Source organism: Paraburkholderia suaedae, assembly GCF_040812055.1.
Taxonomy (GTDB): Bacteria; Pseudomonadota; Gammaproteobacteria; order Burkholderiales; family Burkholderiaceae; genus Paraburkholderia.
In genome coordinates this window covers 322,971-338,279 of record NZ_JBFOAH010000001.1, presented here as the reverse complement: position 1 = coordinate 338,279, position 15,309 = coordinate 322,971, and the positions used below count along the sequence as shown (strand labels likewise).

General features: G+C 64.1%; 18 protein-coding genes. 6 read left to right on the top strand and 12 right to left on the bottom strand.

The window, feature by feature from the left end:
- The first annotated feature begins 158 nt into the window (after nt 1-158).
- Together ABQJ48_RS01485 and ABQJ48_RS01480 are read left to right on the top strand one after the other, a co-directional pair.
- The gene (locus tag ABQJ48_RS01485) at nt 159-425 is read left to right on the top strand and encodes a helix-turn-helix domain-containing protein (protein ID WP_367835482.1); all 267 of its coding nucleotides are present in this window, start codon (nt 159-161) and stop codon (nt 423-425) included.
- A complete protein-coding gene (locus ABQJ48_RS01480; RefSeq protein ID WP_367835481.1) occupies nt 422-1,771 on the top strand; it encodes a type II toxin-antitoxin system HipA family toxin in 1,350 nt (449 codons plus the stop codon). Before ABQJ48_RS01485 ends, ABQJ48_RS01480 begins: the two co-directional genes overlap by 4 nt.
- Nucleotides 1,772-1,925: 154 nt before the next feature.
- Here the strand turns inward: ABQJ48_RS01480 and ABQJ48_RS01475 are convergent, their stop codons facing one another.
- The 12 genes from ABQJ48_RS01475 to ABQJ48_RS01420 all read right to left on the bottom strand — a co-directional run bounded on the left by ABQJ48_RS01475 (nt 1,926) and on the right by ABQJ48_RS01420 (nt 12,079).
- On the bottom strand, nt 1,926-2,438 hold the full coding sequence (locus ABQJ48_RS01475; RefSeq protein WP_367835480.1) for an ureidoglycolate lyase: 513 nt from the start codon (nt 2,436-2,438) through the stop codon (nt 1,926-1,928).
- The gene (gene alc, locus ABQJ48_RS01470) at nt 2,435-3,448 is read right to left on the bottom strand and encodes an allantoicase (protein WP_367835478.1); all 1,014 of its coding nucleotides are present in this window, start codon (nt 3,446-3,448) and stop codon (nt 2,435-2,437) included. The genes ABQJ48_RS01475 and alc overlap by 4 nt, the downstream gene beginning before the upstream one ends.
- Nucleotides 3,449-3,564: 116 nt before the next feature.
- Complete coding sequence (gene uraD / locus ABQJ48_RS01465; protein ID WP_367835477.1) at nt 3,565-4,086, bottom strand: 2-oxo-4-hydroxy-4-carboxy-5-ureidoimidazoline decarboxylase; 522 nt, start codon at nt 4,084-4,086, stop codon at nt 3,565-3,567.
- Complete coding sequence (gene puuE, locus ABQJ48_RS01460) at nt 4,083-5,033, bottom strand: allantoinase PuuE (RefSeq protein WP_367835968.1); 951 nt, start codon at nt 5,031-5,033, stop codon at nt 4,083-4,085. Before puuE ends, uraD begins: the two co-directional genes overlap by 4 nt.
- Nucleotides 5,034-5,296: 263 nt before the next feature.
- On the bottom strand, nt 5,297-6,172 hold the full coding sequence (locus ABQJ48_RS01455; RefSeq protein WP_367835476.1) for an aspartate/glutamate racemase family protein: 876 nt from the start codon (nt 6,170-6,172) through the stop codon (nt 5,297-5,299).
- 26 nt (nt 6,173-6,198) lie between these two features.
- Nucleotides 6,199-7,680 (bottom strand): NCS1 family nucleobase:cation symporter-1, encoded by a 1,482-nt coding sequence (locus ABQJ48_RS01450; protein ID WP_367835475.1) that lies wholly within the window; start codon nt 7,678-7,680, stop codon nt 6,199-6,201.
- 408 nt (nt 7,681-8,088) lie between these two features.
- Nucleotides 8,089-8,145: a hypothetical protein gene (locus tag ABQJ48_RS01445; RefSeq protein WP_367835966.1), complete on the bottom strand. Its 57-nt coding sequence runs from the start codon at nt 8,143-8,145 to the stop codon at nt 8,089-8,091.
- On the bottom strand, nt 8,142-8,858 hold the full coding sequence (locus ABQJ48_RS01440) for a GntR family transcriptional regulator (protein WP_367835473.1): 717 nt from the start codon (nt 8,856-8,858) through the stop codon (nt 8,142-8,144). Before ABQJ48_RS01440 ends, ABQJ48_RS01445 begins: the two co-directional genes overlap by 4 nt.
- Nucleotides 8,859-9,183: 325 nt before the next feature.
- On the bottom strand, nt 9,184-10,110 hold the full coding sequence (gene ldcA / locus ABQJ48_RS01435; protein ID WP_367835471.1) for a muramoyltetrapeptide carboxypeptidase: 927 nt from the start codon (nt 10,108-10,110) through the stop codon (nt 9,184-9,186).
- Entirely contained in the window at nt 10,107-10,775 is a 669-nt protein-coding gene (gene tadA, locus ABQJ48_RS01430) for a tRNA adenosine(34) deaminase TadA (RefSeq protein WP_473094091.1), read from the bottom strand. The genes ldcA and tadA overlap by 4 nt, the downstream gene beginning before the upstream one ends.
- 128 nt (nt 10,776-10,903) lie before the next feature.
- A complete protein-coding gene (locus ABQJ48_RS01425) occupies nt 10,904-11,305 on the bottom strand; it encodes a DnaJ family domain-containing protein (protein ID WP_367835469.1) in 402 nt (133 codons plus the stop codon).
- Between the two features lie 171 nt (nt 11,306-11,476).
- Nucleotides 11,477-12,079, bottom strand: coding sequence for a 2'-5' RNA ligase family protein (locus ABQJ48_RS01420; protein ID WP_367835467.1), 603 nt, complete (start codon nt 12,077-12,079; stop codon nt 11,477-11,479).
- A 512-nt stretch (nt 12,080-12,591) separates the two neighbouring features.
- On the opposite strand from ABQJ48_RS01420, the gene ABQJ48_RS01415 reads away from it, so the two are divergent.
- The 4 genes from ABQJ48_RS01415 (at nt 12,592) to ABQJ48_RS01400 (ending at nt 14,929) form a co-directional block, all read left to right on the top strand.
- Nucleotides 12,592-12,846: a hypothetical protein gene (locus ABQJ48_RS01415; RefSeq protein ID WP_367835466.1), complete on the top strand. Its 255-nt coding sequence runs from the start codon at nt 12,592-12,594 to the stop codon at nt 12,844-12,846.
- A gap of 290 nt (nt 12,847-13,136) precedes the next feature.
- Nucleotides 13,137-13,355 carry a hypothetical protein gene (locus tag ABQJ48_RS01410; protein ID WP_367835465.1) on the top strand — a complete coding sequence of 73 codons (219 nt, stop codon included), beginning with the start codon at nt 13,137-13,139 and terminating at the stop codon, nt 13,353-13,355.
- A 102-nt stretch (nt 13,356-13,457) separates the two neighbouring features.
- Nucleotides 13,458-13,646, top strand: a complete 189-nt coding sequence (locus tag ABQJ48_RS01405; RefSeq protein ID WP_367835464.1) for a hypothetical protein — start codon at nt 13,458-13,460, stop codon at nt 13,644-13,646.
- A 200-nt stretch (nt 13,647-13,846) separates the two neighbouring features.
- A complete protein-coding gene (locus ABQJ48_RS01400) occupies nt 13,847-14,929 on the top strand; it encodes a glycosyltransferase family 4 protein (RefSeq protein ID WP_367835462.1) in 1,083 nt (360 codons plus the stop codon).
- Nucleotides 14,930-15,309 lie beyond the last annotated feature (380 nt).

The following is a 15,309-nucleotide window of genomic DNA, read 5'->3' as shown; positions in this document are numbered from 1 at the left end:
TTGGACCGGCAACCGGGGCATTTTGTAGCCCCACGGCGACAAAAAAGGGATAATCTAGAAAAATGTGGCCTGTAGGACACAAATTCGCCACAGGCTGTTGCCGCCGTTGGGCTACAATAACGATGCAATTCGTCGAAATTGACGCCTTGGGGCCACACATGACCAACCTCGCCGACGTATCGGACATGCTCAAAGCGCTACGGCGCGAACACCACCTCTCGCAGGAGGAACTCGCGCGCCGCGCCGGCGTCGCGCGCACCACGGTCGCGCGCATGGAAACGCTCGCAAGAAACGACATGAGCGTGTCCGTGCTGGTGCGTCTGCTCGACGCTGCGGGCTACGACCTGAAGTTCGTCGCGCATGGACATGCGCGCACGCTCGAAGACATTCTCGCTGAACAACGCAGCCCGGCGGCGAACTCATGAGGCTCGACGTCCAGGTGCGGGGCAAGCACGTCGCGACGCTGTTTCGCGAGCGCGACGATTACGTCCTCAAATACAACGCGGACGCGCGCCCGACCGACTTCGTCAGCCTCACGATGCCGGTGCGCGACGAAGCCTGGCGCTGGCCGCGCGACCTGCACCCGTTCTTCCGGCAGAACTTGCCCGAGGGCTACCTGCTGAACCTGATTCGCGAGCAGTTCGGTCCCTTGCTCGACGGCACCGACCTGTCGCTGCTCGCCGTGGTCGGCGCAATGGGGATCGGCCGCGTGACCGTCACACCCGAAGGCGTCGCGCCGGGCACCGAACTGCAGGCGCTCGACGTCAAGGAAATTCTGCACGGCGAGAACACCGCCGAACATTTTGCGCAGCTGGTACGCGAATATGCGCGCGCGGCCATCTCGGGCGTCGTGCCGAAATTCATCGTGCCGCAGCAAGCGGCATCGGGCACCGCCGCCGCGACGCCGCTCGGCAAACCGACCATCCGCACGAGCCACCACATCGTCAAAGGCTCGGACGACAACACGCCGTTCCTGGGCTTTAACGAGTTCTATTCGATGCGCGTGCTCGAAAGGCTGGGCGTCGCAGCGGTGGCGCGCACCCAAATGTCGGACGATGGCCGCGCGCTCATCGTCGAGCGCTTCGACGTGGATGCGCAGGGCCTGCCGGCGTATGGCGTCGAAGACATGTGCGGGCTGCTGGGTTTGCCGCCGCACGAAAAATACAATTCGACCAGCGAGAAGATGCTCAACGCCGCACGAGCGTACCTGCTCGATCGCGACCGGGTGCGCGAGCAGCTCCTGCAGCTCGGCTGGCACCTGCTGACGAACTACGTCGTGCGCAATGCAGACTGTCACACGAAGAACGTTGCGCTGTTTTACACGTCGGTTGACGACGTGGCGTTCACGCCCGTCTACGACATCGTCACGACGCAGGCCTATCCGCGTTTCGCGGCCAACCCGCCCGGTCTGCCGATCGACGGCCGCAAGACCTGGGCGGCGGGCAAAGCGCTGGAGCGTTTCTTCAACACGCGCATGGGTATCGCGCCGCGCCAGTATGCGCAGATGGTCGAAGCGCTGTGCGATTCAGCCGTCGCGGTCGGCCATGAAATGATCGAAGCGGCGCGCAACCACACGCAATGGCGCACGGTTGCGAAGCAGATGCTGCACGCGTGGGACGACGGCATCGCGTCGTTGCGCGCGCCGAAGAAGAGCGTGCAATTCAAAGGGCTGAGACCCGCGATCGAAGCCGCGGGTTTTTCCGATGCGGAGCCACCCGAACGGACACGTGAAGTGATCGGCCGTTCGCCATTGCTCGGCAAGCGCGGGTAACGTGGACAATGCGGGTAATGCAGTAACGCGGGTAATGGCTGACGCACGCAATGGCGTCGCCCTTTCAAGGCCCTCTCGCGCCAATGCAAGCGCTCACCGCACCCGCGGTGAGCTTTTTCATCCACGCAAGTTTGCTGCGACGGCGCCGCTACGCTCAAACCGCGACCGCGTTCAACGCATCCTCGGTAATCCATAGCGGCTCGGCCAGGTCCTGCTCGTTCAGGTTCAGTCCCTCACCGCCGCGATCGATAACGATAAAGTCGCTTACGTCGCCCAATGCGATGAGCGGATGGTGCCACACGCCCTTCGCATAGTTGACGCCCTGCCAGCCGCTCGTCACGAACGCGCGGATGAGCGATGCGTCCAGTTCGCCCGCCGGCGCCACCACGACAAGATACGGCTTGTCGTTCAGCGGCACGAACGCCTGGCTGCCGAGCGGATGACGTTCGAGCATCTTCACCTCGAACGGCAGTGTGCGCGGCTGGCCGCGAAACAGGTTCACGAGCGTGCGTCCGTTCTCGTCGGTCACATCCACTTTCGCCAGATCGTGATAGCGGATCGTCGTGCCGAGATTGATCGGAATCTGCTTCGCGCCCTCAAGCTCGATCACGTCGCCGAACGCGGCGAACGCTTGCTTCGTCAGCGGTTCGATAGCGAGCGTTTTCATGATGCGAGCGTGCCCCACAGACGCAGACGCGAGACACCGCCGTCTGGAATGATGTTAAAGCGCACGTGCGTGACTGGACCGAGCGCCGCGATCTCGCTTTCGAACTCATGCTGCTTGTCCATCTGCAGCTTCTGCTCATCGAGCAGCACGGGCCAGAACATCGCCTGCGTGACCAGCGAGCTGTCGGTGCCCCCCGTCACATACGCGGCCTGGATCGAGCAACGGTCCGGATAGTTGCCTTTGAAGTGAGCCGTATCCACTTCGATCTTCCTGATCACGCCCGGTTGAGCCAGCGCGACGATCGCCCAGTCGTTGCCCGGCTCGCGACGGCGGCGCGTTTCCCAACCGTCGCCCATGTTCACGCCGCGGCCGGGCATCAGGATCGTCGACGCCGCACCGAAGTGCTGATTGTTCGCAGCGACCAGATAGGCGCCGTTTTCCATGGCGGCCAGATCGAACTGCGCGGTGCGGCTCGCGCCGGCCCAGTCGACCTGCGGCTGACCATACACCCGCAGACGCGCGATGCCGCCGTCGGGATAGATGTTCACGCGCAGGTGCGTGTACGCGTTGGCGTCGTCGACTTCGAGGTAGTGGTGGCTATTGCCCTGCAAGGTGGTGGACGGCACGATCGCGGTCCATTGCGTCGACTGGCCCGGCGTGCCGTCCACCACGCGCGCGGCCTCCACCGACGCCGCCGGCGGAAAATTGCCCGTAAAGTGGCTGGTATCGAGGTCGAGCCCCTTGATGACGCCCGCCCGCGCCAGCTTCACCACGCACCAGTCATAACCCGCGGCGCGCTTGCGGCGGGTTTCCCAGCCGTCCATCCACTTACCGTTTTCGTCGTACTTGCCGGGAATGAAGACGGCCGGCTCCGGATTCAGCATGCGTTCCTTCGGGGCGAAGAAATCGTCGCTGGCCTCGAGCGCCTGCGCGCCCAGACGCGGGTCCGCCAGGTTCACGAAGCGGCGGGTAAATTCCGGAGCGTTGGGGTCGAGAGTCGGGAGTGCCATCTTTAGTCATCCTTGATATAAGTGGGTGCTGCAAAAGCGTTTCCGTGCAAGCTCCACGGCCCGCGCCCGATGCGTTTGCGACGCGTGCCGAGCCTTGATCCGTGCGCGCCCGTGAGCTACGCGCCGATCAGGTCGTGCAGCCGGAAACGCGCGATGCGGTAGATCTGATCGAGACTGGCGCGCAGTTCGTCGGCGCGGCTGTTGTTCACCCGCGCCTCGAAGTTGGCGATGATCCCGTCGCGGTCATAGCCGCGCACCGCGAGAACGAACGGGAAGCCGAATTTCGTGCGATACGCGCTGTTCAGCGCGAGCAGCTTGTCGAACTCTTCCTGGGTACACGCTGCGAGGCCCGCGCCGCTCTGCTCGCGGGTCGATTCGGCGGTCAGCTCGCCGCGCACCGCAGCCTTGCCGGCAAGCTCCGGGTGCGCGTTGATCAGCGCCAGTTGTTTCTGCTCGCCCGCCGTTTCGACGATGCCCGACATTGTGTGATGCAACTCGTCGACGCTCGCAAAGGGCCGTTGCTGCGCGGCGATTTCCGCGACCCAGGGCGAATGCTCGAAAATACCCGACAGCGCCGCGACGAACGCGTCGGCCGAAATGCTGTTGAGCTGCTCCAGAGTGTATTGCATCGCTTTCATGCCGCCGCCTCGCGGTTCCCTTGCTCGTAAGGATGATGTTCGCGCCAGTGCCGCGCGATATCGACGCGCCGCGTGACCCACACGCGATCGTGCTGCTCGATATGGTCGAGAAAACGTTGCAGCCCGCGAAAACGCCCCGGACGCCCGAGCAGTCGGCAATGCATGCCGACCGACAGCATCTTCGGCGCCTGCTCGCCCTCCTGGTAGAGCACGTCGAAAGCATCGCGCAAATAGGTGAAGAAGTGGTCGGCGGTGTTAAAGCCCTGCGGGCTCGCGAAACGCATGTCGTTGGTGTCGAGCGTGTACGGCACGATCAGTTGCGGCACCTTGGCGCCACCCGTCACTTCGACATCCATCCAGAACGGCAGGTCGTCGCCGTAGTAATCGGAGTCGTACAGGAAGCCGCCGTATTCGGCGACCAGACGATGCGTGTTGGGACTGTCGCGGCCGGTGTACCAGCCGAGCGGCCGCTCGCCGGTCACCCGTTCGATTGCTTGCATGCCGAGGCGCATGTGCTGCGCTTCCTGCTCCGGCGACACGTCCTGATAATGAATCCAGCGATAGCCGTGGCACGCGATCTCATGGCCGAGTTCGACGAATGCGCGCGCCACTTCCGGATGCCGTTCGATCGCCATGCCGACGCCGAACACCGTGAGCGGCAGCTTGCGCTTTTCGAATTCGCGCAGGATGCGCCATACGCCCGCACGCGAGCCGTATTCGTAGATCGACTCCATGCTCATGTGGCGAGCCGGGTAGGATGCCGCGCCGACGATCTCCGAGAGAAACTGCTCCGAGCCGGGATCGCCGTGCAGCACGGAATTTTCACCGCCCTCTTCATAGTTCAGGACGAATTGCACCGCGATCCGCGCTCGGCCTGGCCAGTTGGCGTGCACCGGATGGCGGCCGTAGCCGATCAGATCGCGTGGGTAGTTCGAATCGAGTGGCATGGTTTGACGAATACGTGATGACGATACGTAAAAATCGCGGGCGCTGATTGCCACGCGTGTGCTGCTCATCCGGCGCACCGGTGTCGAACGCGTGAGCGCTGCTCGAGCCCGCGTGCCGCATGGGCGTGAGCCGCATCGGCCGCGGACCCGTCAGGACCCGCCGCACACCGCGATTTCGGGTACCACCCGGGGCACCGCCGCGAGTTGAACCAGTGTAGCGAAAAGGCCCGGGTGCGCCCATACATCCGGGCAGATAGTGCGGGTCAGACCGAATGTATGAAGTGCCCCGGTTCGCCAGCGTTTACCCGCAGCCGGTCGGCGGCCTGGGCGCCGTCGGCGCACTCGCGCGCGCTCGCGGCAGACGCATGCGCGCTTTCGCGCGGCGGCTGCGGATTCGGCTCCGCCCCGCCCGGGCTGAACGGCGCCAGCGCGCCGTCGTAGCGCTTGGCGAGCGGCCGCGCGTAATCGCCTCGTTTGGCCGTCGATAGACGCAGCGCCACCAGCGCCTCCGTCCACTTCACGGCGGCCGTCACGCCTTCGATCACGGGCGCACCCAGCGCGTCCTCGAGCTCAGCGCACAACTCGGCCATGCCCGCGCAGCCGAGCACGATCGCATCCGCTCCGTCCTCGGCAAGCGCACGCCGGCATTCGTCGAGAATGATCCGGCGTGCCGCCGACCCCGGCTTGTCGAGGTCGAGCACGGCGACGTCCGTCGCGCGCACGTTACGGCAGAACCGCTTCATACCGTAGCGCTCGGCAAGATGCCAGGCCATCCCGCACGTGCGCGCGAGCGTCGTCACGACCGAAAAGCCCGGCGCCAGCACGCTCGCCGCATGCATCGCCGCTTCCGCGATGCCGATCACCGGGCCGCGCGCCAGTTCGCGCGCCGCGTACAAACCGGGATCGCCAAAGCAGGCGATCACATAGCCGTCGCAGCCGTCCCGCTCGCCCGCGGCCACTTCGGCCAGCAAGCCGGGCGTGGCGAGTGCCTCGTCGTAGTAGCCCTCGATCGACGGCGGCCCCATGGTCGGATTCACCGCGATCACTTCGGTGCCGGGCGCGGCGACTTCGCGGGCGCAGCGGCCCATCGCCTCGGTCATGCGCCAGGTCGTATTGGGGTTGATCAGTTTGATGCGCATAAGGACTCCTTGTTGCGGCAACGCACTCAACGTGCGAGAGCGCGATAGAACAGCGCGCCGAGACCCGCGCCGATGAACCACGAGAAATTCGCCATCCCGTCGAGCGCCGGGGTCATCACGCAGACCACCGCGATCAGCGCGGCCGGCAGCAGTGCGGCCACGGCCCGGTAGTTGACGCCATTGCGATACCAGTATGAGCCGCTCGGCTCGACTGTGTACAGATCGTCCAGCACGATCTTCTGGCGTTTCACCAGATAGAAGTCGACGATCAGTACTCCATACAAAGGCCCGATGAAGCTGCCGAGCACGTCGAGCGTGTAGTGGATCACGGCGGGGTTGTTGAACAGATTCCACGGCGTGATGAAGATCGACGCCACCGCCGCGAGCATCCCGCCCGCTCGCCAGCTGATCAGGCGCGGCGCGACGTTCGAGAAGTCGAAGGCCGGCGACACGAAGTTGGCAACGATGTTGATGCCGATCGTCGCGATCGTGAAGGTCAACGCGCCGAGAATCACGGCGCTCGGATAGTCGATGTGGCCGACCGTCTCGACCGGGTCCGTGATCAACTGGCCGAACACCGGCAGCGTGGCCGCGGTCGTGATCACTGTCACCAGCGAGAAAGCGAGGAAGTTGACCGGCAGCCCCCAGAAATTGCCGCGCTGCACGCTGCGAAAGCTTTTGCCGTAGCGGGAGAAATCGCCGAAATTCAGCATCGGGCCCGAGAAGTACGACACCACCAGCGAAATCGCCGTGATCATCACCGGCACCACCTGCATGCCGTGATATTTGACGCCCCCCAGATTGATGCCGATATTGCGCCAGCCCGCGCGATACACCATGTAGCCCGCGAGAATGAACATCACGACGTAGACCGCCGGACCCGCGAAGTCGATGAACTTCTTGATGGTTTCCATGCCGTGCCAGAACACCAGCGCCTGCAGCACCCACAGCAGCATGAAACCCGCCCAGCCGAGCGTCGACAGACCCATCATGCCGTGGTGATGAACGTCGGCATAGGGTAGCAGCGACGGCACGAACTTGAGCACCACGATCACCAGCGCGCTCGAGGCCAGATAAGTCTGAATGCCGTACCACGCGACTGCGATCAGGCCGCGAATCACCGCGGGAATATTCGCGCCGAGCACGCCGAAGGTCGCGCGGCACGCGACCGGATAAGGCACGCCGTTGGCCTGGCTTGGCTTGGCGATCAGGTTGCACAGCAGATTGACGAGCGTAATACCGACGAGCAGTGCGACCAGCACCTGCCAGCTCGTCAGGCCGAGTGCGAACAGACTGCCTGCGAACACATAGCCGCCCACGCTGTGCACGTCCGACATCCAGAACGCGAAGATGTTGTAGGCGCCCCAGCTTTGATCGCGCAGCGGCGCGAGGTCCGCGTTATAAAGCCGCTCGCTATAGCCTGCCGGAATGGACGGGTCGGCTTGCGCGTTACCGTCGGCGTATGTGGACATCGAGGGACTGTCGGGCGCTGCACTGAACTGAGCCATGATTCCTCCTTGGGATAGGGACCGTCGATAAGGCATCGAAGGGCATTGCACCGGTCATGCCAGCCGCGCCTTCCTCGCCCATGCGGGAAGGACGCTGGCGCGAGCCACGTGGACCGGGCCGCGGATGTCTCCGTACTGAAGTACTTGTGGTTATCGCATCGCTGGCCGCCGCGGCTTCCCGGCAATGCGTTACTGCTTGAAGTCGATCGCATGGCGACGGACGTGCGTGCGCAAGCCGGCCGCGCTCATGCCGAGCCGCCTTGCGACGCTTGATTCGATTCAGTTCAATTCAGTGCAGCGCGCACCTGCAGTGGGCGCTGGTTTGCGCTGATTGGGCGCTCGCTGATTGGGCGCTTCTTATTGGGCGCTTGTTATTGCGTTGCCAGCGCTCGCCATGTTCGCAAGCGCTCATGTGCGCGTATTCGCGCCTGCTCCGTGCTCAGCCGCTTTGGACCCGGCTTTCAAGCTTCTCTGGACGCCCCGCTCAGGGTGCCGAACACTTCATGAAGATCCGCCGCGCCACGTGCGGGGCGGTCCAGCATTTTCAACTCGACGCTTTGCAGATGGCGCGACATCAGTGCCGCCGCCTGTTTCGCATCGCCGGCGTCGAGCGCGGCGAGAATGGCTTCATGGTCTTCGAACGAGCAAGGGCTTCGTCCGAGCGACTCGTATAACGCGGAGATCAGGGTGGAGCGCGCGACCAGTCCGCTCAGACAATCGCACAACACCGTGTTGCCAGCGAGGCGGGCCAGTTCGGTATGAAACTCGCCGGACAGGCGAATCCAGGACGGAAAATCACGCGTTTCGAATGCCTTGCGTTCACGCCCGATGGTGCTGCCGATGCTCTTCAACCGCCGCATGCCGTGGCCGCTGCAAATCTTTTCCACCACAGCGAGTTCGATGATGCGGCGCATTTCGAACACCTCGTGCACTTCCTGCAGCGACGGACTCGCAACGAACGCACCGCGATTCGGTTCGAGGTCGACGAGGTGGTCGGTCGCCAGTTGCGCGAGCGCCTGACGGATCGAGCCGCGCTTCACGCCAAATACTTCGCACAACTGAGCTTCGGTCAGCTTGGCGCCGGGTGCCAGCCGATGCTCGAGGATCGCGGCGCGGATGCGCTCGGCTATCGCTTCGGGCTTCGAACTGTTGATTGCAGCTGATTCGGTGTCGGACATGATTGGCGTCTCGGTATGTTGGTCATCATAGGACGGACACAAAGATTGTCAACAATTTTTATCTTGAATTTCGACAATCGCTATGTTGGGCTGGGTTGACGGCTCGGCCGGCTCGGCACCGGGCCTTGTCGCGCTTCAATAGGAGTTTAACTACGTGACCCGCGAGTCGATGATTGGTCGCTTTTTTGTCAACAAATCCACCGACGATCCGGGATCACTGAGCGTGCGGGCGGTTTAATTAGCGGACCGTTAGTTGCGTCGCTAAAAGAAAAGAAAGCGGGCAACCGCCCGCTTCCCCTGCCCATTCAGCCGCGCACCAGCCGGTTCAGCCCAGACACGGATAGCCCGACAGACTCAGTGTGAACCCATGCGTATCCGCGACGAGATGCGCGTCCGCACCCACGGGCAACGTCAGCATGCTGGGCACGTGCCCGAACTGCAAGCCGGTGACGACCGGGATGCCGACGAGCGACCTCACGTGCTCGGTCATCGCGAGCAGATCGTAGCCGTTGTCGTAGTCGTAGTTTTTGCCGCCTGAAAAGTCGCCCAGCACGAGCGCCTGCTGTTGCGCGAGGATGCCGGCCAGGTGCAACTGATAAATCATCCGCTCGATCCGGAACGGCTGCTCGTTGACGTCTTCCACGAAGAGGATGCCATCGCGCACCGGCGGCATATACGGCGTGCCGATCAGCGACGCCACCACCGCCAGGTTACCGCCCCACAACGTGCCCGACACGTCGACCGGCTGCGCTTGCGGTGTATTGCTGGTGATCGCCATGGTCGGCTTCGTCAGCGCGGACCAGAAATGCCGCATGGTGAATTCGCTGAGCTCCTCGGCGCCGAAATCGCTCATTAGCATCGGGCCGCCGAACGTCTTCAGGCCCGAGCGTGCCAGTAACGCAAGCTGGATCGCAGTGAAGTCGCTATGTCCGACCAGCGCGACCGGCTGATCGGTCAGCCGCCGTTGCAGCCCTTCGTAGTCGAGTCCGTGCAGGATCCGCACCGCGCCGTAACCGCCGCGCACGGCCAGCACCACGTCGGGCAATTCGCGCGACGGGTCCGCGAGCCGGTTCAGATCGGCCGCGCGCTCGCCGTCCGTGCCGGCAAAGCGTTGATAGCGGCGCCTGGCCGCCGCCTCGCCGTTGACCCGATGCCCTTGCGCACGCAGACGATGCAACGCGCGATGCAGCACCTCGGGGTCCTGCGGATACCCGGACGGCGCGATCAGTTCGATGGTGCGGTGAACGGTCATGGGCGAGTCCTGTTGTACGCGTTGTCCTGGAGCGGCTCGGCGGCCGTCGATTCGCCGTTTGCCGTGGCGCATGAGGCTGCGCGTGCTTCACGGCTCGCGCGCCGCCGCTCGGCGAAAAACGATTTCAGCGCGGCGCCGCATTCGGCGTCGAGCAGGCCGCCGCTCACCTTGGTGTGATGGTTTAACTGCGGATTCGCGAATGCATCGACGACGCTGCCGCACGCGCCGGTTTTCGGATCGCGCGCGCCGAATACGACGCGCGCAATGCGCGCGTGCATGATCGCACCGGCGCACATCAGACACGGCTCGAGTGTCACGTAGAGTTCGCAGCCCGGCAGGCGGTAGTTCGCGAGCGCTTGCGCGGCGGCGCGCAGGGCGGCCATTTCCGCGTGCGCCGACGGGTCGTGCCCGCCGATAGGATGATTGAAACCCGTGGCAATGACCTCATCGCCTCGCACGAGCACTGCGCCTACCGGTACTTCGCCGGCCGCGCGCGCTTCTTCGGCGGCGGACAGGGCCAGCGCCATGAAGTGGCGATCGCGTTCGGAGAAAACGGGGAGCTCGGGCGGGTCGCCTGGTATGGCAGCGTTGAGCGCGGCGGCAACAGCGGCGCCGCAAGTCTCGCCCGACGATCCGACAGCCTCGCCGCTCGGGGATTCAGGCACGCCCGCCGCGTCCGGTACGCGCGGGGCCGCACCCAAGTGACTTGCCGGCGCTTCGGGTGCCGCACAGCGCACGGGCGCAACGTCCGCCACGTCCGGCGAGGCAGGGACCGCAGGCACGAACGGCTCGCTCACGGGCAACCCGCTTCTGCCGTATCCAGATTGCCGACGCGCTCGGACAGGCGCTCGGCGATCCGGCGGCAATATTCGCGGGGCAAAACGGTCGGGCCGCCGCGCAGCGACTCTAGCGCCATGTCGAGCGCGAGCATGCGCGCTCGCAGACGGCAACGGGTGGGCTCGTCGCTCACGGCATTCAGCTCCGATTGCAGGTCGCGCAACGCACGCAACTGCTCGACGGCGGGCGGCACGAAGCCCGCAAGCTTCAAGATACGGTTGGCGACGCGCACTTCTTCCGGAACCAGTGCATCGTCGCCTGGGGGCAGCGGCGCGCCAGCGCCGGGTAAGTCGTCGAATTCGCCACGCGCGGCTGCGGCGGCAATACGCTGTTCGACAAGCGCATCAAGCAATTTCATCTGCTGTCCACTACGTTGCGGCCCAAGCATTCTATCAGGCAGCGCACGACCGTTCAGTCTGTCCGGCCGTCGCAACGGATCTGCGTACTCCAGGGCGCGTACCGGTGGCCTGCCGTGAAAGCCGGCTGAGCGTCGCCCCAATCGATGCCCCATGCCAAGCGCCACCCCCCATCATTCGCCCGTGCCCAGCGGCCAGCGCGCCAGCACCACATGCCTCGTGCGCCCGAGCAGACTGTGTATCAACGCAAATTCGCGCACGTTCCAGCAAGCCGGCTCGACCGGACGCGCGGCGGCCCAGGGCATGCCGTACGCCAATGTGACATGCGGCGTATAAGGCACGGCGGTCGAAACCGTTCGCTCGCCGAAACCGGCGTGTTGCAACGCGTGTTCCAGCGCGCCATGAAGCGCATTCAGACCAGCGACGCCCTGGCCCCCGGTCAACACGAGCGGCCCTGGCCGGGGCTTTGACGCAAAGCTGGAGACCGTGTCGAATTCGACCGTAAAGGGCGCCATGCGGATCGACGCCGCCGCTCGCATGGCGGCGTCGACTTTGTCATGCGGCAGGCCGCCTGCGAAGTTCCCAAGGTGAAGCAAGGTGACGTGCAGGCGCGCCGCCGCGAGCGGCTTGCTCCGCACGCGTGGACCGGCGCACAGCTGCTGCGCGAGCTTGGAGATAGCGGCCGCCGTATTCGCATCCGGAGATACGGCGAAAAACAGACCGTCTGTCGGCGTCGGCGGCGCCTCCAGCCCGGGCAACCACAGTTGTTCAGGCATGTCGTTCCTGACCGGGTATAACCGGCATATGAATGAAGCTCCGTTCGCGTTGCGGGCCGAGCCGCGCGGACTACCGCGGAGTACGATTCGATCGCGAACCCGTGCCACGCGGTTCCTGAGTCAATCACCGGGATTTCACGGGGACGCCGCCCACTTCGCGCTTTACCGCAGTTTGCAACGGCCCCCGCCGGCTTGCGCAACACGTTAGTGCTCGCCCCACGCCCCAATTCCGCGCTGTTAGGAAACCCTCGTTAGCAAGCCACTTGCGCCGGCGCGCGGCCCACTGCCCGATACTGTACATTCATACAGTATTAACGGCAACGCGAACTCTTCAAAAAGCTGGCGAGTATGGGCCGACGCGCCAGACCTTCTCAACGAACGGCCGCAGCCGTGTAACGGATTCGATGCACCGTTCGCGTCGAGGAAAAACGAACCGTCCGTTGTCGCGTCCGCGCGGGCATTTGCTTTGCTCGGCCACCAGCATCCCAGATCTGCATCGAGAGGAGAACGAGATGAAGCCGGAACCTTCAGATCCCGTCGAACGCGCCGACGAGCGGCGGCAATCGATCCGCGATCACGACGTGGACATCGACCCCGACGGCACTGTCCACCAACGCGAGCACGGCAACATGGACGCCTCTCTCCTCCCGAAGGGAAAGGACCATCCGGAACAGGGGCCCTATGTGCCTGAGCATGACCATGTCGATCCGAACCTGGAACCGCAGACGGGCAGCCAGCCGCCTGCTAGCAAGGATCTGTCGGCCTAGCCGGCGAAACGCAAAGCCGCAATGAAACGCGAACAGCAAAAGCCATGCAGCTTTGCGGGCCCGCTTTGCCAAAGGCGCGGTAACCGGAGGAAAGCAGCGACCCGCCCTGACCTGCGTATGCAGTTTGCCGCGACTGACTGACATCGGGCACGGTCGGCTGGAATCGATGCGCCGAGCGGTAGCCGCGCTGTTCATCCTCCGTTTCGCTGTGCCGCGCTCGCGCCGGACCCAAAGCGGCGCGCCCGGCGGTTTGCTTCGTATTCAAAATCCAGTGCTGCGGGAGGTGAAAAATGGAATTCGACTATAAGGACTTTCATATCGACGTCACACCGCTCGTAGAAGGCGGCCAATGTTTTGCACGTGCGAAGCTATTGCGCAGATCTCCGGGTGCAGAGCATTTCACGGAACAAAAGTGGTCCGGCGACCTGGGCCAGTTTCCTTCCGAGCAGGCCGCGATCGACTACGCGAAATCGTGGGCCATCGATTGGTGCGACGCCAACAGCAGCTGACACGCAGCGAATTCGTTCAGCGTGGCGCTGCCGCACTTCAATGCCTCGGGCGCGGCCTTTGCTGGACCACCCTTACCCAATTACTTTGATACGGAGACTGTCATGGCCACGCAATCGCAAACGCCCGGTGGAAACGGCGACCCATCCTCGCAATCCGACAATGACGATGAAGACACCTTCAAGACCGACATATCCGAAACGGACGACGAAGGCACTACCGTGCGCGAAGCAGAAGTACGCAAAGACGACCTGTCGGAAACGCAACCGCCGGAGTCCGACGAGAAGCAGTAGGCAAGCGGTCGCGCAAAAGGCTCGCATACTACAGCGCGGCGCAGAACCGGCGCGGCTGGAAGAGGGGTCGCACTGTTCCCGCGACGCGAGGCCAACCCGCTAATACCAGCAGGCATAAGACAAGCAGTTGCACTTTGCAACTGCTTGCCACGCCATTGCGCCCCTGCATCCCGCCATCGCTATCAAAGGACCGGGTCATCATGCGAATCGCTCAAGTCGCACCGTTGTACGAAAGCGTTCCGCCGTTCGCCTATGGCGCCACTGAGCGCATCGTCTCGTATCTAACCGAGGAACTCGTGCGACACAAGCACGATGTGACGTTGTACGCGAGCGCCGACTCCGTCACTCGCGCGCGGCTCGTGCCGGTCTGCGAACGCGGACTCTGGCGCGACTCCGCGGTGTGGGACACGCTCACGCATCACGTCAGGCAGCTGGCGCTCGTCGCGCGCGACGCCGACGACTTCGACATCGTGCATTTTCACGGTGACCCATTGCATTTCGCGCTGGCCGATACGCTGCCCTGCCGCACGCTGACTACGCTGCATGGCCGATTGCTGCCGGTGGATCATGGCCCGCTGTTCCGGCAGTTTCCGTGCGCGGCGCTCGTGTCGATTTCGAACAGTCAGCGCAAACCGCTTCCCTGGGCAAACTGGCAGCGCACCGTGTATCACGGACTACCGGGCGGCGAGTTCGCCTTCGAGCCGACCCGTGGCTCGTATCTGCTCTTTCTCGGTCGAATGATGCCCGAGAAGCGGCCCGATCTTGCGATCGAGATTGCGCGGCGCGCGAATATGCCGCTCAAAGTGGCCGCCAAAGTGCATCCCGGCGAACATGAGTATTTCCGACATCAGTTCGAGCCGCTGCTCCGGCGCTCGCGCAGCTTCGTGGACTATCTCGGCGAAGTCGGCGGACCCACACGAAAGCAGGTGCTTGCGCAGGCGCGCGCGCTGCTCTTTCCGATCGATTGGGACGAGCCGTTCGGGCTCACCCTGATCGAGGCGATGGCCTGCGGCACACCGGTGATCGCCTTCCGGCGGGGTGCGATCCCGGAAATCGTCGAGCACGGGGTCAACGGCTTCATCGTCGATAACGTGAGCGAAGCGGTGCAGGCGGTCGCGCACATCGACGAAATCGACCGCGCAGCATGCCGGCGCTCGTTCGAACAACGATTCAACGCCACGCGGATGGCCGACGACTATGTGCAGACTTACGAAGCCATGCTGGCTGCGTCGCCTCGCGAGGCAGTCGCTCCCGCGACCTGCTATTCGGAGTTCGGCCGTTGACCGGTCGCGCCGTTCGGCGTGCGTGTGTCTGTAATTACTGCACGCGCTTTTGCAGAATCGGCTGAACCGCACTGCGAAGCGCAAAGCCGTACGTGCGTTTCGAATGGACGTCCAGCAGGCGGTAGCCGTAGCGGGCGGCGTTAAAGAGAAGCGGCGTACCTATGCGCGATGCTCCGCGTGCGCCGCCTGTCGCAGCAGCCGACACTGCGCACGGCAACGAGCCGATGCAGCACTTATCATCCAGGTTATTCGCGCCCGCCGATTGACCTGTATCAACGGCGTGGCAATGCCGCGCCGCCGGTATGGCCGGCCGTTGCAAGGCAGGCACATTCGCGGGGACGCCGCAGCGGGACAGCGGGCGTGTGCTATCTTTCTCAGCC

Coding starts and splice junctions, on each gene's coding strand:
- ABQJ48_RS01400 (WP_367835462.1), top strand. CDS start 13,847: ATGCGAATCGCTCAAGTCGCACCGTTGTACGAAAGCGTTCCGCCGTTC.
- ABQJ48_RS01455 (WP_367835476.1), bottom strand. CDS start 6,172: ATGCGCATCAAACTGATCAACCCCAATACGACCTGGCGCATGACCGAG.
- puuE (WP_367835968.1), bottom strand. CDS start 5,033: ATGCCACTCGATTCGAACTACCCACGCGATCTGATCGGCTACGGCCGC.
- ABQJ48_RS01475 (WP_367835480.1), bottom strand. CDS start 2,438: ATGAAAACGCTCGCTATCGAACCGCTGACGAAGCAAGCGTTCGCCGCG.
- alc (WP_367835478.1), bottom strand. CDS start 3,448: ATGGCACTCCCGACTCTCGACCCCAACGCTCCGGAATTTACCCGCCGC.
- ABQJ48_RS01485 (WP_367835482.1), top strand. CDS start 159: ATGACCAACCTCGCCGACGTATCGGACATGCTCAAAGCGCTACGGCGC.
- ABQJ48_RS01420 (WP_367835467.1), bottom strand. CDS start 12,079: ATGCCTGAACAACTGTGGTTGCCCGGGCTGGAGGCGCCGCCGACGCCG.
- ABQJ48_RS01410 (WP_367835465.1), top strand. CDS start 13,137: ATGGAATTCGACTATAAGGACTTTCATATCGACGTCACACCGCTCGTA.
- ldcA (WP_367835471.1), bottom strand. CDS start 10,110: ATGACCGTTCACCGCACCATCGAACTGATCGCGCCGTCCGGGTATCCG.
- ABQJ48_RS01480 (WP_367835481.1), top strand. CDS start 422: ATGAGGCTCGACGTCCAGGTGCGGGGCAAGCACGTCGCGACGCTGTTT.
- ABQJ48_RS01415 (WP_367835466.1), top strand. CDS start 12,592: ATGAAGCCGGAACCTTCAGATCCCGTCGAACGCGCCGACGAGCGGCGG.
- ABQJ48_RS01425 (WP_367835469.1), bottom strand. CDS start 11,305: ATGAAATTGCTTGATGCGCTTGTCGAACAGCGTATTGCCGCCGCAGCC.
- uraD (WP_367835477.1), bottom strand. CDS start 4,086: ATGAAAGCGATGCAATACACTCTGGAGCAGCTCAACAGCATTTCGGCC.
- ABQJ48_RS01440 (WP_367835473.1), bottom strand. CDS start 8,858: ATGTCCGACACCGAATCAGCTGCAATCAACAGTTCGAAGCCCGAAGCG.
- ABQJ48_RS01405 (WP_367835464.1), top strand. CDS start 13,458: ATGGCCACGCAATCGCAAACGCCCGGTGGAAACGGCGACCCATCCTCG.
- ABQJ48_RS01450 (WP_367835475.1), bottom strand. CDS start 7,680: ATGGCTCAGTTCAGTGCAGCGCCCGACAGTCCCTCGATGTCCACATAC.